We start from the raw sequence: 20,835 nt of genomic DNA, 5'->3' as shown, positions 1-20,835 counted from the left end.
GTTGAATAGATTGATTAATCAGTACTTTCTCAGTAACGGCAGCAGAATGAGGCAGCCGACGAAAGCCATCACCACCAGGAACAGCAGGCCGTTATCCATATTGCCGGTGGCGGCGATCAACGCCCCCATCAGCACCGGCGCCAACGCGCCGGCAAAATTGCCCAACCCGTTGAAGATACCGCCGGCGGTAGCGCTGACCTTGCTACTGGTCGCCTTCGCCAACAGCGCGAAAATATTCGGCGCGCCGGCGCCCCACATAAAGGTGCTGAAGGCCATGGCAGCGATCACGCTGTAGGTGCCCTGCAGGTGCAGCACCACCGCCAGACCGAGACCGGCGCCGCACAGCGACAGGAAGCAGGCCAGCGCGCGCCGATCCAGCTTGTCCGACAGCCAGGCGCCCAGCACTTCGCCGAGCAGCATGGCGATGAACGGCAGCGAAGAGAGATAACCGGCATGCTCCAGATGAATGCCTTTCCCCTTGATCAGGTAGCTCGGCAACCAGCCGTTCATGCCCCACAGGTAGGTCAGGAAGGCGATGTTGAACAGGCAGATCATCCAAAAGTGCGGGCTGCGCAATAGCTCTCGGCGATGCTGTTGGCGTTCGGACACCGCCGGCTTGGTCGCCGCCGCCGGGCGCGCGACGTTCAGGTGGCGCATGCCGAACAGCACCAGCAACATCACCGGCAACGTCAGAAACGCCATAAAGAAGAAGGTGGCCTGCCAGTCGAAGGTATTGAGGATGTACAGGGTGACCGGGAAGCCAAGCGCGGCGCCCAACGGCGTGCCGAGCAGCCACAGCATGGTGGCGCGCGCCTGCAGCTGCGGCGGGAAGGCCTGACGAATAATGGCGTAGGCCATCGGCAGCAGCGGCCCTTCGGCGATACCGAGCAGAATGCGCAGCGTCATCATGGCGTGATAGGAACGCACCATCCCCATCAACACCATCAGCACGCCCCACACCACCATCATGCCAATCAATACCTTGACCGGATTAAGCCGATCGCCGATGCCGCTGAGCAGCATCGAGGAAATACCGTAGGAGAACAGAAACGCGCTCATCAGCAAGCCTAGTCGCGCCGGGTCAAAACCGATCCCTAACGCCTGCTGGAACTCACTATCGGAAAACAGCGCCGCGATGCTGATCTTGTCGAAAAACGCCAGCAGCACGCAGGCAAACAGCGCGATCGGCACCGACCAGCGCACCCGCTGCTGCGGATTTTCGGCAACGGCTTCCCCCGCCCGTCCAACGCGAGCGTCAATGTCTTGCGTAGTCATAAAACGTTCCCGAGGTTCGGGCGTTATTTCAACGCCATCAAAGAAAACTCCGCATCCGCCAGCTGCTGCGGATCCAGCACCCGGCCGCTCGCCAACCAACGCTTGCCGAGCTTGATGGTGCGCGCGTCGTTGAACGCCACCATCTGCACCAGCTGCCGATCGGCGTTCAGCGTGAAGAACACCTGCGACTGCGGCGTGCGGCGCACCACATGGTGCACGCCGCCGCTTGGCACGCCGAGGATCTGGATATTGGCGTCGTATTGATCCGACCAAAGCCAGGCCACGTCGTCATACGGGGCGGCGAAGGCGTCGAGCATCGCGCAGGCGGTGCTGATGGCCTGATTTTGCGCGTAGGCCCAAGACTGCAGGCACAGGCCGAGCGTCGGGTGGCGCGCCACGTCGCCGGCGGCGAAAATCGCCGGATGGCTGGTGCGCCCCTGACCGTCGACCACGATGCCGGACTCGATCGCCAGCCCGGCGCTGCGCGCCAGTTCGAGATTCAGCTCGACGCCGATCCCCACCACCACCAGATCGAAGGCCTGCGGATCGCTGACTTCGCTGCCGATCCAGGCGGCGCCGTCGCGATTTTCCAGCGAGATCTCGCCGCAGCCGCACAGCACCGTGACGCCCTGCTGGCGATGCAGTTCGAGCAACGCCTGTGAGACGTCGGCGCCGACGCTGCGCATGCACAGCGCAGGCTGGCGTTCAAACACCGTCACCTCGGCGCCGAGACGGCGCGCGGAAGCGGCGATCTCCAGCCCGATCCAACCGCCGCCGACGATCGCCAGGCGACGGCAGCCCTGCAGGCCCTGCCGCAACCGGGCCGCATCGTCCCAGGAACGCAGCGTCATCACGCGCGGGTGCTGCGCCCAGGCGGCGCTCGGCACACGCGGCCGCCCGCCGGTGGCGATCAGCAACTGCTCGAACTGCAGCCGTTGCCCGTCGCTGAGCGTGACGATTTGCTGTTCTGCATCGATGGACTCGGCGCGCAGCGGGCGACGCCAGTCGATATTCAGCTCCGCCACCGCCTGTTCGCTGAACAGCCGGCTGAGGGGAGCCGCGGCATCCAGCAGCGCCGCTTTCGACAGCGGCGGCCGCTCGTAAAAATCGTAGGGTTCGTCGCTGACAACCGTCAGCCGGCCGCTGTAACCGCGATCGCGCAGCGTCTTGGCCGCCCAGCCGCCGGCCTGGCCGCCGCCGACGATGACGATGCCCGCGTGTTCCGGCCGGTTCATAACGCCTCCGCCTTTTTATGTTGGCGGCGCGTGTCGTGATCGATGCCGCCCTCTACCGCCCATTCGGTGAAGGAAACCAACGAATGCTCCAGCTCGCGCGGCTGCCAGTTTTCCGTCAGATAATCGTCGTTGGTGTAGTACTCGAACGCGCCGCCGGTCGGGCTATTGACGTACCAGAAATAGGCCGAGGAGATCGGGTGGCGGCCGGGGCCGATAAAGGTGCTCCACTTCTCTTTGTTCATGGCGATGCCGCCGCCGATCACTTCGTGGATATCGCGCACGGTGAACGCCACGTGGTTCAGGCCCCGTGGGCGGTTCGGCAGCTTCAGCAGGAACAGGTTATGGTGGCCGCCGCGCGCCTGGGTGCGCAGGAAGACGGCGCGATCGATATAGCGATCGGAAACCTGGAAATCCAACAGCTCGCGATAGAAACGCTCGGTCGCCGCCAGATCCTCAACGAAGAACACCACGTGGCCAATGTTGATCGGCTGCGCCTGCGAATAGACCGGGCTGGGTTGATCGATGCGGCGCACATCGCCCCATTGGTTGATCGGCGTGACCGGCACCTCGACCGCCTGCTGGCGGCTGACGACGAAGCGCAGCGTCATGCCGTTGGGATCGAGGCATTCCAGCTCTTCTCCCACCTGACGGAAGCCGGGCATCAGCGCCAAACGCGGCTGCAGGCGCGCCAGATCGGCGGGTGAGGCCACACCCCAGGTCATGCGGCGCAGGGTTGAACCGCCCTCAAACGCCGCAGGCAGCGCCGCGCTTTGCAACGGGTGCAGGACAACCCGCGCCCCACTCAGGGTAGTGAATTCGCGCTGCGGTTCGCCCCAATGTTGCGTGGCGGGCTGCAGGCCGAAGTCTTGCATGAATTTTTCGCAGGTTGGCAGATCTTCGACGCCAAATTCCAGTTTTTCGATTCCGATTACGCTCATTGTTCAGCCTCACGTTCTCGCTGCATACGGTTTTCAGGCATGAGTGAACCCCGGCCCCTGTTTGCTACGGGCCTTATCCCTGCCTGAGTAAAAGAGTCGGTCCTGCCGGTTAGCCGACGTTGGCCTGCGGCGGCGCGCCGAGGAAGCCGGAAATTTTCTCCGCCGCGTCGCGCACTTCCATGCGCAGCCGCTCGCGATCCGCTTTGGGGATCTCATCGGACGGCACCATGATGCTGACCACCGCCTCGACCCGCTGCTCGCGGTTGAAGATCGGGTAGACGATCGAGGAAATGCCGTGGCGGAAGAACGATTCGCCGATCACATAGCCGCGCGCTTTGTCTTGCTGCACCATCTGCCACAGCGTTTCTCGATCCGCCGGGGTGCCCGGCGCATTGCCCGGCAGCTGCGCGTCCGGATAGAGCTGTTCGAACTCGCTGCGGGTGGCGCTGGTCAACAGCATGCGACCCAGAGAGGTTTGGTGCACCGGCAAACGGGTGCCGACGCTGACCTGATTGATCTGCGAACCGGCGGCGCTGACGCGAGCGATGTAGATAACGTCGCGCCCGTCGCGGATCGCCAGATGACTGCTGCACTGGCTACGATCGCGCAGCTGCTCGATCACCGGCTGGCCAGCCTGCGCCACGTCCAGCGACGCGATGTATTCGAAGCCGAGGCGCAGCACCTTGATGCCGAGGGCAAAGGTGTTAGTGCGCGGATTGCGCTCCAAAAAGCCCAGGTGCTCGAGCGTCTGCACCACGCGGTAAGCGGTGGCCTTCGGCATATCGACCAGGCGATGCAACTCGGCGAAAGTCATTTCCTTATGCTGCTCGCCAAACGCCAGCAGCAACTGCAACCCGCGATCCAGTCCCGGGATCAGATACTTACATGCTTGCTCGTCCGCCATCTCTCGCTCCTGCGCTGTGCGCCTGCCCTGCGGGCCTCAGTTGAATACGAAGCCGCCGTTGACCGGCAGCAGTTGGCCAGTGACAAAATCCGCCAGCGACGACAGCAGATAAAGCACCGTACCGTTCACATCGTCCGGATGCTGCGCCCCGGCCAGCGCGCGCCCCTGCTCATACAGCTGATGGCGCTCGGCGGGCACATACTCGGTGGCTTCCACCCGCGTCAGGCCCGGTGCGATGGCGTTGACGCAGATCCCCTGCGGGCCCAGTTCGCGCGCCATCGATCGGGTCATCGCGATCAACGCGCCTTTGCTGGCGACATAGGCCATCAGGCGCGGCGCGCCCCACAGCGCAGTGTCCGACGCCACGTTGACGATCTTGGCGTGCGGATTACGCGCCAGCAGCGGCACCGCCGCCTGACTCACCAGCCAGGTGCCGCGCACGTTGACCTGCATCACCCGATCCCACAGATCGATATCGTATTCCATCATGGTTTTGCCGCCGACGCCGGTCGCCAGCGCCGCGTTGTTTACCAGGCCGTCGATCCCGCCGCCAGCGGCGATCTTCTCGAACGCCGAGCGGATCGAATCCGGTGACGCCAGATCGATCGTCTGCGTTTCCACCTGAGCGCCCTGCTCGCGCAGCGCGGCACCGCTCGCCGCCAGTTCATCCGCCAGAATGTCGCACATCACCACCTGCGCGCCGGCGGCGGCGATGGCGGCGGCGAAGCTGTAGCCCAGGCCGCGCGCCGCCCCGGTGACCACGATGCGTTTACCGTTCAGCAGGCCGTTCACTGCGCCGCCTCCCGCTCGCGCAGCGTCGCCAGCTGTTTCTGCGCCTCTTTCTGCATCAGGCGGCGCAGGCGAGAAAGACCGACGTCGTGCTGGTACAGGTATTCGCGGCCGCGGGCGTTAGGCGCCATGTTCTCAAGCACGATGCGATCCTGCTCGAGCACGTCCCAATGCAATGATTCCAGGCGGTTGCGGTACATGAAGCGCCACATGTCGCGCTGCCAGTCTTTGACCTTACGGATGCGCCAGAAGAAGACCCGGCAGTGATCCTTGTCTTCCGGCACCACCATGCCGATGATCCAGAAGTGACCACCCGGCCCGAAGCGCTTCTTGTATGGGATCGACAGGCGCATCCAATAGGCGCCGCTGCTGCCGAACTCCACCCAGTCGAAGTTGACGCCGATCTGGCCGTTCTTCTTGAAGATAAACCCGCTGTCGGTCGGCTCCAGCCCCATATCCGCCTTGCGATCCCCCTCCGCCATCGAGTGTGAGGAAGAGTGCAGGTAGGTGCCGTGCATCGGATCCATCACGTTTTCCAATGCGTATTGATAGTTGCAGTCCCAGCTGGCGGTGCACAGGAAGTTGCTGTACGAGGCTTCGTCCGCCAGCTCTTGCGGGAAAGTCAGCTCCGCCGGCGCTTCATCCGCCGTCACGCCGAAATAGAGGAACACCGCGCCATAGGCTTCTTTGGCCGGGTAAGAACGCAGGCATTTTTGCCCCACCAGCGGGCAGCGATCCACTGCCGGCACGTCTTTCACCGTACCGTCGCCGCCGACCTCTACCCCGTGATACCAGCAGGCGATGCGATCGCCGAGGTTCCACCCCATGGAAAGCCGCGCGCCGCGGTGCGGGCAGCGGTCTTCCAGCGCGTGGATCTGGCCTTCACCGTCACGCCACACCACGATTTGCTGCTCCAGGCGGGTGATGCCGACCGGGTTGTTGCCCACTTCCCAGCTGGCCAGCACCGGATACCACATGCCGCGCAACCCCTGGTCAAGATAGTCCTGCAGGCTCTGTTCGGAGGATGTTGTGTTTGCTGTCATTGTCTTCTCCCGGATGTGGCTCAGAAACCGTTAACGTGAAGGAATTCGCGGAACGTCGCCTCATTCCACGGTTGGCCGCTGCGATCAAACAGGCGGCGCTGATTCAACGCGCTGACGATCTGCTCCAGCTCTTCCGCGCCCTGATCGAAGATCGTTTCCAGCGCCGCCACCAGGGCGGTTTCGAAACCGTCCGGCACACGAGCGCGGTTTTGCCAGATGACATTGCGGAACTGGCCCGGCTGATGGATTTGACCGTTGCCGCCTTCGCGGGCCGGCGTCACCTGTTGGGTGTCCGGCAGCCAGGGATTGAAATCGGTGATGTGCTGCATGATTACTCCTCCGCGATAAAGGTGATCTGGATTTGGTTGTCGACCACCCGGGTGGGATAGGTTTGCAGATCGCGGCCGCCCGGCTCGCGCAGGCACTGGCCGGTGCGCACGTCAAACAGCGCTTCGTGCAGCGGGCACTCAACTTTGCCGTCGTCTACAAACCCCTGGCTGAGCAAGGCATAAGCATGCGGGCAGACGTCTTCCAGCGCGTAGTAGTTACCGTCGAGCAGGTACACCCCGATCTCTTTTCCTTCCACTTTGCCGGAGAAAGGAAAATCTTCTTTCACTTGAGACACTTCGCACACATTCTTCCAGCTCATTGCTTTTGTCCTCTATCTGATTGTTTCATATATGAAACTCAGTTTCTTATTTAATACAGCCACTATAGGTCTGGCGAAACTTTCGTCAAGCGAGCGGAACGGCAAATGTTAATGAAAGGTTGTTTAAAAATGACAAATGCGGGAAGGATCACGAAATCATGCACCGATATGAAAAACCTATGTCAGTTGTGCGCTCTCCCGCTAATTTATGGCAAAAAATGCGTTGATTCCGACGACGCATTGCGCGTAAAAGTGTTTTCTCACTGTCTTCCACACCCTATTTGATAACAATAAATTTACATCAATCAGCCTCATCCCCCCGCGTTTGTGCGCAATGGCATCCGCGGGTGAGTTTGCTGCTGCCTGAATTCGTCAACCGCTCGCATTGAGGAACGCAACGTGCAACAACGTCAACGCTGGTTTGGGGTGATCGCCCTGCTGTTTCTGATCGTTATCGCCTATGCGGATCGGGTCAATATCGCCGTGATGTTGGTCAATCCCAACTTCCTGCAACACTTCCAACTCGGCGGCGACCGCGCCCACCAGGGCACGCTGATGACGGTGTTTTTGCTCGGCTACGGCCTGTCCGCCATGTTGCTGACGCCGTTTCTGGAAACGCTGATGGGTTACCGCCGCGCACTGACGCTGAGCGTGGTGCTGTGGGCGCTGCTCACCGCCGCCTCGCCGCTGGCGGGATCGCTGATGCTGCTGTGCGTGGTGCGCGCGCTGCTTGGCGTCAGCGAAGGGCCGCTGTTCTCGCTGAAGACCATGTACATCAGCGATCATTTCGCCGCCGACGAGCGCGGCAAGCCCAACGCGGTCAGCGCGCTGGGCGTTTCGTTGGGGCTGGTGCTCGGCTTTCCGCTGGTGAGTTTTCTGATGGCGCATTTCGGCTGGGCGATGTCGTTTCACCTGCTGGCGCTGCTCAACCTGCTGCTGGGGCTGGCGCTGGTGCGGCTGTTCGTTCATCCCCTCGCCCTGTCTTCACCCTCGCGCCCTGCCGATCCGCAACCGGTGCTGAGCCGCATCTGGCACACCTTTACGCTGGCCTGGCGCACGCCGATGCTCGGCTGGATCCTGCTGATCGAGATCGCCACGCTCAGCTATCTGTGGGGCTCCAGCTCCTGGCTGCCGGCGTATCTGATCGATGAAAAGGGGTTCTCCATCAAGCAGATGGGCTGGATGGCCGCGCTGCCTTTCATCGTCAGCATCGCCTCCAAATACCTCGGCGGCGTGTTGCTCGATCGCATCCGCCCTTATCAAGCGCCGCTGATCTTCGTCTGCGGCGGCGCAGCGACCGCGCTGTGCATCTATGGCGTGATGAACAGCCATCAGCTTGGCTGGATCGCCTTCTTCCTGCTGGCGGCCAATGCCTGTTGGGGCGCGCAGGGCGCGGCGATCCCTACCCTGCTGCAACATTATGCGCGGCCGGAGGCGGTCGGCAGCGCCTATGGGCTGATCAACGGCATCGGCAATCTGTTCTCGGCGTTTGTGCCGATGGCGATGGGCATGGTGATGGCCAGCCAGGGTAAGGTGTCTTCAGGCTTTGCGGTGCTGATCGCCTCGCAGCTGCTGACGCTGCTGGCAGGCGGTGCACTGTTTGGCCGCATGTTGCTGGCGCGGCAGGTGAAGCGGGCATAGACCCGTTTCCCTGTCCCGTGCGGCGGAAAACCGACAGCGTTGAGAGGGTGCTCATGGATCTGGACGCCAACAATCAGCAGACGGGGGACATCCCCCGTCGCCGGGTTGCCTTACCGTTCGGATTCGTAAGCCAAAATGGCCGCAACCTCCGTGTTGCCCGATCGGATCCGCAGCTCACACAGCGTGCTGCGAGTTATCCATGCCAGTGATATTACCGTGGCACAAATAACCACCAATTTTAACAGGCTCCGTTTGTTCGGCATCATGCCTTCTTCTCCTTGCCTCGCGGCGGGTAAGAGGCTAACTTAACGTTGCTGGCGTTAGAGTAGGCCTCGGGTTGATGGATATCGACTCGGGGCTTTTCTCTTTGTACCTTTCACGCAGGCTCCAGATACAAAGATCCAGAGCACCCGCGCGCAGTATATTCATCCTCTCCGTTGTCCCGTGTCCTTATTCTCTGACTCAGTTTCATTTCTGCGCAGGATTGCGCAAAGGCGTTGCAACAGGCTGAAAATCGCAGCGCGGATGGCGACAAATGAAATAAAAAAAAGCGGCCCCATACGATGGGAGCCGCTTTTTCAGCGAGGCGTGACCTGGCGTCAGGCGTGTTTCTTCGCCGCCTGCAGGTACAGCATCTCCAGGCCCAGGGTCGCCGCAGCCAGTGCGGTGATCTCGGACTGGTCATAGGCCGGCGCCACTTCTACCACGTCCATGCCGACGATGTTCAGCGACTGCATGCCGCGCACCAGTTTCAGCGCACGATCGGAAGTCAGGCCGCCGATCACCGGCGTGCCGGTGCCCGGTGCGAACGCCGGATCCAAGCAGTCGATGTCGAAGGTCAGGTACACCGGCATGTCGCCGACGATACCTTTGATCTGGGTCAGCAGGTCGTCCACGCTGCGATCGTTCACCTGCGCGGCGTCCAGCACGGTAAAGCCGTTGTCATGATCGAACTCGGTGCGAATACCGATCTGTACCGAGTGGTGCGGATCGATCAGGCCTTCGTTCGGGGCATGATAGAACATGGTGCCGTGGTCGAACTTGCTGCCATTGGCGTAGGTATCGGTATGGGCGTCGAAGTGCACCAGCGCCAGCTTGCCGAAATGCTTGGCGTGAGCGCGCAGCAGCGGCAGGGTCACGAAGTGGTCGCCGCCGAACGAGAGCATGCGCTTACCGGCCTTCAGCAGTTTCTCCGCGTGCGCCTGCAGCTTGTCGCTCATGTCCTGCGCGTCGCCGAAATTGAACACGATGTCGCCGCAGTCAACCACGTTCAGCCGATCGCGCAGATCGAAGCTCCACGGCCAACGGTTGCCTTCCCAGGCCAGGTTAGTGGATACCTGACGAATAGCCGCCGGGCCGTGACGGCCACCGGCGCGACCGGAGGTCGCCATGTCAAACGGAATGCCGGTGATGACCCACTCTGCATCGCTGTCGTAAGGCATGAAGTTCAGCGGAAAGCGCAGGAAACCAAAGGCATTGGACACTAATGAATTATCGGACTGATGGCCTAAGGTGCTCATAGTAAACCCTCGTAGTTCAACAAGTTGCCGGGCGCAGACGCCGGGCCGTTACAAAAAAAAATCCCTCCCGCGTCGTTAGCCCGACGAGAAAGGGATTTATTCGATGTGTGTTTCGGTGCTACCGATACGGCAGATTATGGCCGCATTTTATCCATGCTTCAAGGGGGCCGACATCGCCCCCCTGAAGAGGGCGGTTACTCGTCTTCCAGATACGTGTAGCCGTACAGGCCGGCTTCAAACTCTTCCAGGAACTGCGCCTGCAGCTCGCTGTCCAGGTCGGTTTCTTTGACCTGATCGCGGAATTTGGCCAGCAGCGCACTCGGATCGAGCTGCACGTACTCCAACATGTCCGCCACGGTGTCGCCCTCGTCGGACAGTTCGGTCTCGACGCTGCCGTCCGGGAACACATACACGTCAACCGAGGCGGTATCGCCGAACAGATTGTGCATGTTGCCGAGGATCTCCTGGTACGCACCGACCATGAAGAAGCCCAGCGCCGGCGGATTCTCCGGATCGTACGGCGGCATCGGCATGGTGGTCGCCACGCCGTCGCCGTCGACATAGTGGTCGATGGTGCCGTCGGAGTCGCAGGTGATGTCGAGCAGCACCGCGCGGCCTTCCGGCGGCTTATCCAGCCCTTCCAGCGGCAGCACCGGGAACAGCTGATCGATACCCCAGGCATCCGGCATCGACTGGAACAGCGAGAAGTTGACGTAGAACTTGTCCGCCATGCGTTCTTGCAGTTCGTCGATGATTGGGCGGTGCGCGCGGTTGCTCGGATCGAGCTGCTGCTGGATCTTGTTGCAGATGTTCAGATACAGCTGTTCGGCCCAGGCACGCTTGGTCAGATCCAACATGCCGTGCGCGTATTGGGTATGCACGTCGTGCAGATCCATCTGGCTGTCGTGCAGCCATTCGCGCAGCGAGCGGCGGTTCTCCGGCTCGTTCATTTCCAGCCAGGTTTCCCACATACTTTCCAGCGCGCGCGGCGCGTCGGCTTCCGGCGGCAGCGGTTCGCTGAATTCGTTGCGTTCTACGCCGATCACGTTGGAGACCAGCACCGTGTGGTGCGCGGTCACGGCGCGGCCGGACTCGGTGATCACCGTCGGGTGCGGCAGGCCGTGTTCGTTACAGGCGTCGCCGATACCCCAAATCACGTTGTTGGCATATTCGTTCAGGCCGTAGTTCACCGAGCAGTCGGACTGCGAGCGGGTGCCTTCGTAGTCGACGCCCAAGCCACCGCCCACGTCGAAGCACTGAATGTTGACGCCCAGCTTGTGCAGTTCAACGTAGAAACGCGCCGATTCGCGCACGCCGGTGGCGATATCGCGAATGTTGGCCAGCTGCGAGCCCAGGTGGAAGTGCAGCAGTTGCAGGCTGTCGAGACGGCCCGCTTCGCGCAGGGTCTCTACCAGCTTCAGCACCTGCACCGCCGCCAGACCGAACTTGGATTTTTCGCCGCCGCTCGACTGCCATTTGCCGGAGCCCTGCGAAGCCAGACGCGCACGCACGCCCAGGCGTGGTATGACGTTCAACCGTTCGGCTTCTTCCAGCACCAGGTTGATCTCGGACATCTTCTCGATCACCAGGTACACCTTGTGCCCCAGTTTTTCCCCGATCAGCGCCAGGCGAATGTATTCACGATCTTTATAGCCGTTACAGACGATCACCGAGCGGGTCATGCCGGCATGCGCCAGCACCGCCATCAGCTCGGCCTTGGAGCCGGCTTCCAGCCCCAGCGGTTCCCCGGAGTTCACCAGCGACTCAATCACGCGGCGATGTTGGTTTACCTTGATCGGATACACCAGGAAATAGCCGCCCTGGTAACCGAAGGACTCACGCGCGCGTTTGAACGCGGCGTTGATCGAACGCAAGCGATGCTGGAGGATCTGCGGGAAGCAGAACAGCGCAGGCAAACGCTGCCCGTCTTGCTGGCGCGTTTTCACCAGTTCTGCCAGATCGACGCGCGCCTGCGGGACATCCGGGTCCGGGCACACGCTGATATGGCCCAGCTCGTTGACGTCATAGTAATTGTTGCCCCAGTAGGCGACGTTATAAGTGCGCAGCATCTTGCTGGCATTACGATCATTCATGGCAACCTCCTGCATGGAGCGCAAAGATAAAGACTCGCCCGCAACCGGCGGGCGGTGAATCAACAGATCATCAGACATGGTTCGCCTCACATTCCGCACTGACGAAACCGTCAGCCACTATCGCAGCTACAACCCGCGAGAACAACCCAACAAGCCGCGCTGGCGGCAGCGAAGAGAACTGCCGTTCGCGGTCAGCGATCGGTTTATCACTCATATAATTGTAAGACACCCTGTTCAAACCTCGTGAATCGGGCCAAGAAACATCCCACAGGAAGGCTGCAGGCTACCCTTGTTCAGTTCTTCAGACGACCGTTAGCCGGCCCGAGAATCCTGAGTAGCGGCCAAGTGTTTATCGCACCTGGTAAGTGACAGAGAGACAAGACGGGAAATAGCAGAAGAATGTGCGCCAGAACGGCACTGCTGTTGGGAACCAACAACCGGTAGACAACGGATCATTAATCCAACCACCTCCACGCGCGCCGTTCGGAGTGAACGACCCAGCCTCTAAAATAGTGTAAGAACGTGACCGTTCGATGAAGCGGCGGCGCTCACGGCGAACGCCTGCGACGGATAATAGCGCAACGCCGGCGAATGCAAAGCGGAAGTTTATCGCACCTTCCCCACCGCCAATCGCCGTACTGTGCAGCAAATGAACCGCGCGCGCAGTTTATACCGGTAAGCAGGTGAAAAAGCAAAATGAAAATTCGCCGAAAACTGTTTCAAGCGATGAAAATGGCGCCAACCCGTTTGCACAAAAGAGCGAAAGCGCAAAAAATTACTGGCAATCTGGCTAAACCCTGACCTAAAATAGACGTCCAGATGTTAATCCATCTATACTGGTTAACTGATAAACTGCTTAACGGCTTTGCCTGAGGGGCGTTGCAGGATGCATCTCGCGCCATCAGCGGAAGACCCTTCGCTTTGATGCCGGATCTCCAGCGCTGTGCAGTAATTTCTAACCCGTCTTATGCAAGGTAAAGAACATAATGGCTAAACACCTCTTCACGTCCGAATCCGTCTCCGAAGGACATCCCGATAAAATCGCCGATCAGATCTCCGATGCCGTCCTCGACGCCATCCTGGAACAGGATCCGAAAGCGCGCGTCGCCTGCGAAACCTACGTGAAAACCGGCATGGTGCTGGTCGGCGGTGAAATCACCACCAGCGCCTGGGTCGATATCGAAGAGATCACCCGCAAAACCGTACGCGAAATCGGCTACGTTCATTCGGACATGGGCTTTGACGCCAACTCCTGCGCAGTATTGAGCGCCATCGGCAAACAATCCCCGGATATCAATCAGGGCGTTGACCGTACCGATCCTCTCGAGCAGGGCGCCGGCGATCAGGGCTTGATGTTTGGCTACGCCACCAATGAAACCGACGTGCTGATGCCGGCTCCGGTGACCTACGCGCACCGTCTGGTGCAGCGCCAGTCCGAAGTGCGCAAAAACGGCACCCTGCCGTGGCTGCGTCCGGACGCGAAGAGCCAGGTGACCTTCCAGTACGACGACGGCAAAATCGTCGGCATCGACGCCGTGGTGCTGTCCACTCAGCATTCCGAAGACATCGCGCTGAAAGATCTGCAAGAAGCGGTGATGGAAGAGATCATCAAACCGGTCCTGCCGGCGGAATGGCTGACGGCGGGCACCAAATACCACATCAACCCGACCGGCCGTTTCGTTATCGGCGGCCCGATGGGCGACTGCGGCCTGACCGGGCGTAAAATCATCGTCGACACCTACGGCGGCATGGCGCGCCACGGCGGCGGCGCCTTCTCCGGCAAGGATCCGTCCAAGGTTGACCGTTCCGCGGCTTACGCAGCGCGCTACGTGGCGAAAAACATCGTCGCCGCCGGCCTGGCCGATCGCTGCGAGATCCAGGTGTCTTACGCTATCGGCGTAGCGGAACCGACCTCCATCATGGTGGAAACCTTCGGTACCGAGAAAGTGCCAACCGAACAGCTGACGCTGCTGGTGCGTGAATTCTTCGATCTGCGCCCATACGGCCTGATCCAGATGATGGATCTGCTGCAGCCGATCTACCGCGAAACCGCTGCCTACGGCCACTTCGGCCGCGAGCACTTCCCGTGGGAAGCGACCGATAAAGCCGCGCTGCTGCGCGATGCCGCCGGCCTGAAATAAGCCCCGACATCAACATGAAAACGGCGAGCTGAGGCTCGCCGTTTTTTTTGAGCGGATGGGTGCTCCCGGATCAACGCATCGACTGCCAGCAAGCGGAGGCCAAGCCCCCGCTGCCGGGTTGCCTTACCGTCCGGATTCGTAAGCCAAAATGGCCGCAACCTCCGTAGTGCCCGATCGGATCCGCAGCTCACACAGCGTGCTGCGAGTTATCCATGCCAGTGATATTACCGTGGCACAAATAACCACCAATTTTAACAGGCTCCGTTTGTTCGGCATCATGCCTTCTTCTCCTTGCCTCGCGGCGGGTAAGAGGCTAACTTAACGTTGTCGTGCGTTAGAGTAGGCCTCGGGTTGATGGATATCGACTCGGGGCTTTTCTCTTTGTCTCTTTCGCACGGGCTCCAGAGACAAAGATCCAGAGCCCCCGCCCGCAGTATATTCATCTCACCGCCACGCCACGTGTTCCTTTTCGTACGCAATAGCGTTTTTGCGCAACCGCTCGCAGCGCCTTGCAACACCCTGAAAAATAAAAAAAGGCTCAGCGACGCTGAGCCTTTGATGGCAGAAAAAGCACGGCGAGACGCCGATTACGACGTCTGCTTACGCAACAGATAAACGAAGTACGGCGCACCGATAAAGGTCGCCAATAACCCGGCGGGGATCTGGTACGGGAACAGCAGCATCCGCCCGCACCAGTCGGCAAACACCATCAGCAAGCCGCCCAGCAGCGCGGCAATCACCATCTGCGGCAGCGCACGGCGGAAGCCCAGCATGCGCGCCATATGCGGTGCCATCAGCCCGACAAAGCTCAACGGCCCTACGGTCAGGGTCGCCATGGCGGTCAGCACGGCGGCCAATAAAAGAATGGTCAACCGCGCCGGCGTCAGCGCAATGCCCACCGAACGGGCGGTGGCGCCGCCGAGCGGCAGGATGGTCAACCAACGGCGGCACAGCGGCGCCAATACCATCAGGCCGGCGGCCACCAGCGCGGTACGCAGCGCCTGCGCCGGCTCCACCGAATAGGTCGAGCCAGAGAGCCAGGTCAGCAAGCCCCCCATACGCGGATCGCCGCTGGCCAACAGCAGGAAGATGACAGTGGTAAAGGCGGTGCTGAGCGCGATACCGGCGAGCAACATACGTTCCGTCGAGAAACCGCCGCGGCCTGCGGCGATCATGATGATCAGCAGCGTCGCGGCCGCCCCCAAGCTGCCGGCGGGCAGCAGCCACACGAAGGCGTCGCCCGGCACCATAAACAGCATCATCACGACGCCAAAAGCGGCGCCGGAGCTGATGCCCAACACTTCCGGGCTGGCCATCGGGTTGCCGGTCAGCTTCTGAATCAGCGTGCCGGCGACCGCCAGCATCATGCCCGCCGCCAGCGCCGACAGCACCCGCGGCCAACGCCACGGCAACACAGCGTCCAATTCCGCACCCAGGCTCCAGTGCCAGCCGCCAGCATTTTTGCCCAACATCAGCGCCAGCGTCAGGCCGATCAGCAGTACGAGGCCACCCACCAAGATCCAGGCAGGCAGATTCCCGCGTTCAGCAGGCACCTTGTCACCAAGGTTCATCGGCGGCGGCGTGGCGGCGCTGCGCAAACGCGGCAGCAGCCACAGCAGCAGCGGTGCGCCGAACAGCGCGGTGGCCGCTCCGGTCGGGATCTCGCGCCACACCTGCGTTACCCCGAGCATCACCTGATCGGTCAACCACAGCAACAGCGCCCCCAGCAACGGCGCCAGCATCATGCGGTGCGCCAGGCGGCGCGCGCCCAGCATCTTCGCCATCAGCGGCGCAAACAGGCCGATAAAGCCGATAACGCCCACCGCGCTCACCAACATGGCGCTGAAGATAATGGCCAGCCCCAGGGTGCAAAAGCGCGCCATCGACAGCCCCAGCCCCAGGTTGCGCGCCACGCCGTCGTCCAGCCCCAGCAGCGTCAGCGGGCGCAGCAACAGCGCCGCCAGCAGGCCGGCCACCAGCAAACGCGGCAGAATGAACTGCACGGCGCTCCAGTCCTGTTGGTTCAACGCGCCGGTACCCCACAAGAACATGCCCTGCAGCTGATCGTAATGAAACAGCGCCAACAGGCTGTTAACCGCGCCGCAGTACAGCCCCAGCACCAGCCCGGCCAGAATCAGCGTGACCGGCGACATCCGCTTGCCCCAGGCGACGCCGAACACCAGCCCGCCCACCACAATCGCGCCCACCATAGCGGCAAGCTGGCGAGTGAATTCGCCTCCCGGCAGCACCCACAGCGTGGCGATGGTCAGGCCGAGCTGCGCGCCGGCGGCAACGCCGAGCGTCGACGGCTCCGCCAACGGATTGCGCAACACCTGCTGGAACAGCACGCCGACCAACCCCAGACCGGCGCCGGCCAACAGCGACACCGTCAAACGCGGCAGCAGGCTGTAATGGAACAGCATTTGCCGCACGTCGTCGATGTCCGGCGCGCTGAGCGCTCGCGCCCATTGCGCCGGCGGCGGCAGCTGCGCCAGGTTGTATATCGTCAGGCCGCCTGCCGCCGCCAGCAACAGCAGGATCAGCGTCAGCGGTAATCTCCGGATGCCCGCATTCATGCCGCACTCTCCTGGGCCTGCGCCAACAGGCGGCAAAACCGCATCGTCGACAGCGTGGCGCCGTAGAACCACACCGCCGGCACCTGCCGCAGCTGGTTTTGCCGCACAAAGGGCAACGACTGCCACAGCGGCGTCGCGCTGACCTTGTCCATCATCGCCTGATTGCCGTGATCGAGATAGATGACCCGGGCATTACGCACCGTAGCCAACCGTTCAATCCCCACCACCGCCGTACCCCAAAAATTGGTTTCTTCCTGCCAGGCATTGCGAATGCCCAGTTGGTCCATCGCTTCCTGGAACAGGCTTTTCTGGCCGATGATCAACGCATGGCGCGTGTCGATCAGCGAAAACAACAGCAGCGGTTGCCGGGTATAGCTTTGCAGGCGCTGACGCGCATCCTGCATAAAGCGGTCGAACTGCGCCAGGTGGTTTACCGCCCGGCTTTCTATGCCCAACCGCTGGCCCAGCGCCAGCAGCGACTGGCGGGCGACGGTCAGCGGTTTGCCACTGCCGTCGTTGAAGCCGAAGCTCATGGTTGGCGCGATGGGTTGGATTTTTCGCGGCGTCGGGCCATAGCCTTGCGACAGCAACACCAGCGAAGGCTGGAGCTGCTGCAGCAGTTCGAGGTTAGGTTCGGTGCGCTGACCGACGTCGACCACCGTCGCCGGCAGCTTCGGCTCCGCCACCCACAGGTTGTAGTTATGCACATCGGCCACCGCCAGCGGCGTCACGCCCAATGCCAACAGCAGTTCGATCGGCAGCCATTCCAGCGCCGCAACGCGGGCAATATCCGGTGGCGCATCCGCCGCCCGCCCGTACAACGAGCCCAACAGCGGCGACAGCGCCAGCGCCATCAACAAACGGCGGCGCAGCGGATCGTGAGAAGAAGTGAATGCAGAAGACATCAGTAGACAAAACTCACCGGCGCGCCGCCGCTCGGGTGCGGCAACGTGCCCATAGGAATACCGTAAATTTGCTCCAGCACCGGCCCCTGCATCAGTTCCAGCGGGCCGCCCTGGGCGATCATTTCACCGCCGCGCAGCGCCACCAGATGGTCGCAGTAGCGCGCCGCCATGTTGATGTCGTGCAGCACGGCGATCACCGTGAGATCGCGTTCGCGGCTCAAGCGCTGGATGAGCGCCAGCACCTCGACCTGGTGCGCGATGTCCAGCGCCGACGTCGGTTCGTCAAGCAGCAGGCAGCGGCTGTCCTGCGCCACCATCATCGCCAGCCAGGCGCGTTGGCGCTCGCCGCCGGACAGACTGTCCACCAGGCGGTTGGCGAACGGCTTCAGCCCCACCAGTGAAATGGCCTCTTCGACCAATTGGCGATCGTTGGCGCCAAAACGCCCCAGCGCGCCGTGCCACGGATAGCGGCCGACGGCCACCAGCTCGCGTACCGTCATGCCTTCCGCCGCCGGCAACTGCTGCGGCAGGTAAGCCACCTGGCGGGCGAAGGATTTGCTGTCCCACTGCGCCAACGGCTGCCGATTGAGCAGTACCTGGCCACCGCTGGGGGCTTGATGCCGCCCGAGCAGTTTCAACAGAGTGGATTTACCGGAACCGTTATGGCCGATCAGGCCGCAGACTTTGCCCTGGGGAAAACTGAGCGACAGCGGTTGCAACAGCACCCGGCCGGGGACGGCGAAGCTGGCGTTATCCAGCGCGAAGGTCGCGCCGGGATTAAGAAGTTTGTCCTGCATAGATCCTGCTTTGTCCGGGGCGACGCGCCGCCGCCCCGGCTATCCGGTTAGAAACGGAAGGTTGCGGTGGCGACCACCTGGCGTTCTGCGCCCCAGTAGCAGCCATAGGTAGCAAAGCAGCTGGAGACATATTCTTTGTCAAACAGGTTGTTCACATTGATGCCAATCGAAGAGCCCGGCAAATTGAAACGCGCCAGATCATATTTTATCGCGGCATCAAACACCGTGTAATCCTTCACTTTAAACGTATTGGCCTCGTCGCCATAGCTGGAGCCGACATAGCGAACGCCGGAACCCAAGGTCAAGCCGCTGATCGCGGTTTCATGGAAGGTGTAATCCGCCCACAGGGAAGCCATGTGTTTAGGAATAGCGGAAGGTGTATTTCCCTGTAGCGAAGTATCTTTAGTATATTCAGCATCCGTGTAGGTGTAAGAGCCCAACAGATTGAGGTTAGCCGACAAGGCCGCCTTCGCCTCCAACTCAATCCCACGAGAACGGACCTCCCCACCCTGGACGCTAAAGAACGGGTGTTCTAAGTCAGCCACTTTATTGTTGGTTTTAGTCAACTGGTAAAGCGCCAAACTGGCGGTGATCGGACGATCCTTAGGTGCGTATTTAACCCCAGCCTCATACTGTTTGCCTTTAGAGGCAGCAAACGTATTACCTGAAAAATCAGTGCCTGAGGTTGGCTCAAACGATTCGCTGTAGCTGACATAAGGCGCGATGCCGTTTTCGAAAACATAGTTCAAGCCAGCACGGCCGGTAAACTGGTTATCCTGCTGCTTAGAGACGGAATTCTGGTTCAGGCGATTGGTGCTGTTGGTATCGCTCCAATCATAGCGCCCCCCCATCGTCAGAACCCAGTTGTTCCATTCAGCCTGATCTTGCACATACAGGCCGGTCTGCTCCTGACGGTTAACCTGACTGGCACCACCGGTAATGGCATAGCTTCGATTACCATATTGTGGAGCAATGACATTCAGATTGGATGCACTGCCATATTGATAAACGACATCATTGCGCATACGCATATAATCAACGCCCATCAACACGATATGGTCAACTTGCCCGGTAGCAAATTTGGCCTGCGCCTGTGTGTCTACTGCAAAGCTGGACATATGCTCTTTGGAGTTCATCACGCCACGCTTCAGCTCAGCGGAATTATCTGGATCAATGCCTAAACCATAAATAGAACGGTAGTCCACATCCATTTTCGAATAGCGCAGGTTTTGACGCACGGTCCAAACATCATCGAAAGCATGTTCAATGGCATACCCCACCATTTGCTGCTTGCGAGAAATGTTGTTATAGCCCGGCTCACCATCGTTGAAGCTGGTTGGTAACTTACCATTGACGCCATTTTGCACCGTACCTTCTTTCGGCAACCAGCCATAGAAGCCAACGCTAGGGTCATCCTGGAAACTGCTGAGGAAAGTCAAAGAAGTGCGATCATCAGGTCGCCAGCTGAAGGAAGGAGCAATAGCATAACGTTTGCTTTTCTCGCCAACCTGCTGCTGATCTTCATCGCGTGCCACACCTGTCAGACGATATGAATAAACACCCGCATCATCCAAGGCGTCACTGAAGTCAAAACCGGTCTGGAACAGATTATCTGTCCCCATTTTGAATTGAACCTCGCGCAGCGTCTCTGTTGTCGGCCGTTTACTGACCAGAGCGACCACCCCACCTGGGTTGCTTTTGCCATACAATACCGAAGACGGCCCGCGCAGCACTTCCGCCCGCTCCAAGAAGTATGGGTCAATCTGATAAATCGAATAGTTATCGTCCTGCAGCTTCAGACCATCCAGGTACATATTGGTACCTACAGAGCTGAAGCCACGAATGTTCACAGCATCATAGGCAGTGGAGGCTCCGCGATTCCCAATCATCACACCTGGGGTATAAGCCAGCGCACTTTTCACCGTATCCGGCTGACGCATGTCCATCTCTTCACGCGTCACCACGGAAACGGACTGCGGGTTCTTTTCGATCGGCGTATCGGTTTTGGTGCCGGTGGCGCTGTGTTTGGCGACATAGGTGCCGACCGGCCCCCAGGCGCTTTCCTGCTGGGCGGTGTTGCTACCGCCCACAACGGTAATCGTGTCTTCCTTGGCGGCCGGCTTGGCGTCGGCGGAAAAAGCCGGCATCGCCAGCGTGCCCAACGCCGCAGCGACGGTGATCGCTAACGCGCTGACGGGGGTGCGGCCCTGCTTGGCCGCGGATGATGAAAGACGCTTGGTCGGCATAGTTGATTTCTCTGATGAATAATTAAATGACGAATGTAAACGATAATAATTATTATAAGCGTCGCATTTTATGCAGAAGCCAA

General features: G+C 60.7%; 18 protein-coding genes. 2 read left to right on the top strand and 16 right to left on the bottom strand.

The genetic code is table 11. The annotated features are described in order from the left end of the window. Positions 1 to 18: 18 nt before the first annotated feature. From ACJ8HT_RS23330 to ACJ8HT_RS23295, 8 genes are all read right to left on the bottom strand, one after another. Positions 19 to 1,275 (bottom strand): MFS transporter, encoded by a 1,257-nt coding sequence (locus ACJ8HT_RS23330; RefSeq protein ID WP_197652986.1) that lies wholly within the window; start codon positions 1,273 to 1,275, stop codon positions 19 to 21. 23 nt (positions 1,276 to 1,298) lie between these two features. Then, positions 1,299 to 2,510 carry an NAD(P)/FAD-dependent oxidoreductase gene (locus ACJ8HT_RS23325; RefSeq protein ID WP_194572586.1) on the bottom strand — a complete coding sequence of 404 codons (1,212 nt, stop codon included), beginning with the start codon at positions 2,508 to 2,510 and terminating at the stop codon, positions 1,299 to 1,301. After that, positions 2,507 to 3,448, bottom strand: coding sequence for a VOC family protein (locus ACJ8HT_RS23320; RefSeq protein ID WP_047729878.1), 942 nt, complete (start codon positions 3,446 to 3,448; stop codon positions 2,507 to 2,509). Before ACJ8HT_RS23320 ends, ACJ8HT_RS23325 begins: the two co-directional genes overlap by 4 nt. A gap of 109 nt (positions 3,449 to 3,557) precedes the next feature. Beyond that, positions 3,558 to 4,352, bottom strand: coding sequence for an IclR family transcriptional regulator (locus tag ACJ8HT_RS23315; protein ID WP_004937625.1), 795 nt, complete (start codon positions 4,350 to 4,352; stop codon positions 3,558 to 3,560). Positions 4,353 to 4,388: 36 nt separating this feature from the next. Beyond that, complete coding sequence (locus tag ACJ8HT_RS23310; RefSeq protein WP_047729877.1) at positions 4,389 to 5,144, bottom strand: SDR family oxidoreductase; 756 nt, start codon at positions 5,142 to 5,144, stop codon at positions 4,389 to 4,391. Further along, positions 5,141 to 6,184 (bottom strand): aromatic ring-hydroxylating oxygenase subunit alpha, encoded by a 1,044-nt coding sequence (locus ACJ8HT_RS23305; protein ID WP_025304204.1) that lies wholly within the window; start codon positions 6,182 to 6,184, stop codon positions 5,141 to 5,143. The genes ACJ8HT_RS23310 and ACJ8HT_RS23305 overlap by 4 nt, the downstream gene beginning before the upstream one ends. Positions 6,185 to 6,204: 20 nt before the next feature. Further along, a complete protein-coding gene (locus ACJ8HT_RS23300; protein ID WP_004937617.1) occupies positions 6,205 to 6,513 on the bottom strand; it encodes a recombinase-like helix-turn-helix domain-containing protein in 309 nt (102 codons plus the stop codon). A gap of 2 nt (positions 6,514 to 6,515) precedes the next feature. Beyond that, positions 6,516 to 6,833: a non-heme iron oxygenase ferredoxin subunit gene (locus tag ACJ8HT_RS23295; protein WP_004937614.1), complete on the bottom strand. Its 318-nt coding sequence runs from the start codon at positions 6,831 to 6,833 to the stop codon at positions 6,516 to 6,518. Between the two features lie 399 nt (positions 6,834 to 7,232). Here ACJ8HT_RS23295 and ACJ8HT_RS23290 point away from each other — a divergent pair, with 399 nt between their 5' ends. Then, on the top strand, positions 7,233 to 8,474 hold the full coding sequence (locus tag ACJ8HT_RS23290; RefSeq protein WP_197652987.1) for an MFS transporter: 1,242 nt from the start codon (positions 7,233 to 7,235) through the stop codon (positions 8,472 to 8,474). Between the two features lie 110 nt (positions 8,475 to 8,584). Here the strand turns inward: ACJ8HT_RS23290 and ACJ8HT_RS23285 are convergent, their stop codons facing one another. The 3 genes from ACJ8HT_RS23285 to speA all read right to left on the bottom strand — a co-directional run bounded on the left by ACJ8HT_RS23285 (position 8,585) and on the right by speA (position 12,165). Next, positions 8,585 to 8,737 carry a Hok/Gef family protein gene (locus ACJ8HT_RS23285; RefSeq protein ID WP_033638576.1) on the bottom strand — a complete coding sequence of 51 codons (153 nt, stop codon included), beginning with the start codon at positions 8,735 to 8,737 and terminating at the stop codon, positions 8,585 to 8,587. Between the two features lie 336 nt (positions 8,738 to 9,073). Then, complete coding sequence (gene speB / locus ACJ8HT_RS23280; RefSeq protein ID WP_004937606.1) at positions 9,074 to 9,994, bottom strand: agmatinase; 921 nt, start codon at positions 9,992 to 9,994, stop codon at positions 9,074 to 9,076. Positions 9,995 to 10,188: 194 nt separating this feature from the next. After that, entirely contained in the window at positions 10,189 to 12,165 is a 1,977-nt protein-coding gene (gene speA, locus ACJ8HT_RS23275; RefSeq protein WP_055311965.1) for a biosynthetic arginine decarboxylase, read from the bottom strand. Between the two features lie 908 nt (positions 12,166 to 13,073). Here speA and metK point away from each other — a divergent pair. Then, the gene (gene metK, locus ACJ8HT_RS23270; protein ID WP_033654692.1) at positions 13,074 to 14,228 is read left to right on the top strand and encodes a methionine adenosyltransferase; all 1,155 of its coding nucleotides are present in this window, start codon (positions 13,074 to 13,076) and stop codon (positions 14,226 to 14,228) included. 123 nt (positions 14,229 to 14,351) lie between these two features. Here the strand turns inward: metK and ACJ8HT_RS23265 are convergent, their stop codons facing one another. The 5 genes from ACJ8HT_RS23265 to fhuA all read right to left on the bottom strand — a co-directional run bounded on the left by ACJ8HT_RS23265 (position 14,352) and on the right by fhuA (position 20,752). Then, positions 14,352 to 14,504, bottom strand: coding sequence for a Hok/Gef family protein (locus ACJ8HT_RS23265; protein WP_171971339.1), 153 nt, complete (start codon positions 14,502 to 14,504; stop codon positions 14,352 to 14,354). A gap of 311 nt (positions 14,505 to 14,815) precedes the next feature. Then, positions 14,816 to 16,804 (bottom strand): Fe(3+)-hydroxamate ABC transporter permease FhuB, encoded by a 1,989-nt coding sequence (fhuB, locus tag ACJ8HT_RS23260; RefSeq protein ID WP_197652988.1) that lies wholly within the window; start codon positions 16,802 to 16,804, stop codon positions 14,816 to 14,818. After that, positions 16,801 to 17,709 carry a Fe(3+)-hydroxamate ABC transporter substrate-binding protein FhuD gene (gene fhuD, locus ACJ8HT_RS23255; RefSeq protein WP_197652989.1) on the bottom strand — a complete coding sequence of 303 codons (909 nt, stop codon included), beginning with the start codon at positions 17,707 to 17,709 and terminating at the stop codon, positions 16,801 to 16,803. Before fhuD ends, fhuB begins: the two co-directional genes overlap by 4 nt. Continuing rightward, positions 17,709 to 18,506 carry a Fe3+-hydroxamate ABC transporter ATP-binding protein FhuC gene (gene fhuC, locus ACJ8HT_RS23250; protein ID WP_049200086.1) on the bottom strand — a complete coding sequence of 266 codons (798 nt, stop codon included), beginning with the start codon at positions 18,504 to 18,506 and terminating at the stop codon, positions 17,709 to 17,711. The genes fhuD and fhuC overlap by 1 nt, the downstream gene beginning before the upstream one ends. Before the next feature lie 47 nt (positions 18,507 to 18,553). Continuing rightward, positions 18,554 to 20,752: a ferrichrome porin FhuA gene (gene fhuA, locus ACJ8HT_RS23245; RefSeq protein WP_195873833.1), complete on the bottom strand. Its 2,199-nt coding sequence runs from the start codon at positions 20,750 to 20,752 to the stop codon at positions 18,554 to 18,556. Positions 20,753 to 20,835: the final 83 nt, after the last annotated feature.

The organism is Serratia sp. CY44782, assembly GCF_052168715.1.
In the GTDB taxonomy this organism is placed as follows: domain Bacteria; phylum Pseudomonadota; class Gammaproteobacteria; order Enterobacterales; family Enterobacteriaceae; genus Serratia; species Serratia nevei.
This window is presented reverse-complemented; position numbering and strand designations above follow the sequence as displayed.

Coding starts and splice junctions, on each gene's coding strand:
- metK (WP_033654692.1), top strand. CDS start 13,074: ATGGCTAAACACCTCTTCACGTCCGAATCCGTCTCCGAAGGACATCCC.
- ACJ8HT_RS23285 (WP_033638576.1), bottom strand. CDS start 8,737: ATGCCGAACAAACGGAGCCTGTTAAAATTGGTGGTTATTTGTGCCACG.
- ACJ8HT_RS23320 (WP_047729878.1), bottom strand. CDS start 3,448: ATGAGCGTAATCGGAATCGAAAAACTGGAATTTGGCGTCGAAGATCTG.
- ACJ8HT_RS23300 (WP_004937617.1), bottom strand. CDS start 6,513: ATGCAGCACATCACCGATTTCAATCCCTGGCTGCCGGACACCCAACAG.
- ACJ8HT_RS23295 (WP_004937614.1), bottom strand. CDS start 6,833: ATGAGCTGGAAGAATGTGTGCGAAGTGTCTCAAGTGAAAGAAGATTTT.
- ACJ8HT_RS23325 (WP_194572586.1), bottom strand. CDS start 2,510: ATGAACCGGCCGGAACACGCGGGCATCGTCATCGTCGGCGGCGGCCAG.
- ACJ8HT_RS23265 (WP_171971339.1), bottom strand. CDS start 14,504: ATGCCGAACAAACGGAGCCTGTTAAAATTGGTGGTTATTTGTGCCACG.
- speA (WP_055311965.1), bottom strand. CDS start 12,165: ATGTCTGATGATCTGTTGATTCACCGCCCGCCGGTTGCGGGCGAGTCT.
- fhuD (WP_197652989.1), bottom strand. CDS start 17,709: ATGTCTTCTGCATTCACTTCTTCTCACGATCCGCTGCGCCGCCGTTTG.
- ACJ8HT_RS23305 (WP_025304204.1), bottom strand. CDS start 6,184: ATGACAGCAAACACAACATCCTCCGAACAGAGCCTGCAGGACTATCTT.
- ACJ8HT_RS23315 (WP_004937625.1), bottom strand. CDS start 4,352: ATGGCGGACGAGCAAGCATGTAAGTATCTGATCCCGGGACTGGATCGC.
- fhuB (WP_197652988.1), bottom strand. CDS start 16,804: ATGAATGCGGGCATCCGGAGATTACCGCTGACGCTGATCCTGCTGTTG.
- ACJ8HT_RS23330 (WP_197652986.1), bottom strand. CDS start 1,275: ATGACTACGCAAGACATTGACGCTCGCGTTGGACGGGCGGGGGAAGCC.
- speB (WP_004937606.1), bottom strand. CDS start 9,994: ATGAGCACCTTAGGCCATCAGTCCGATAATTCATTAGTGTCCAATGCC.
- fhuA (WP_195873833.1), bottom strand. CDS start 20,752: ATGCCGACCAAGCGTCTTTCATCATCCGCGGCCAAGCAGGGCCGCACC.
- fhuC (WP_049200086.1), bottom strand. CDS start 18,506: ATGCAGGACAAACTTCTTAATCCCGGCGCGACCTTCGCGCTGGATAAC.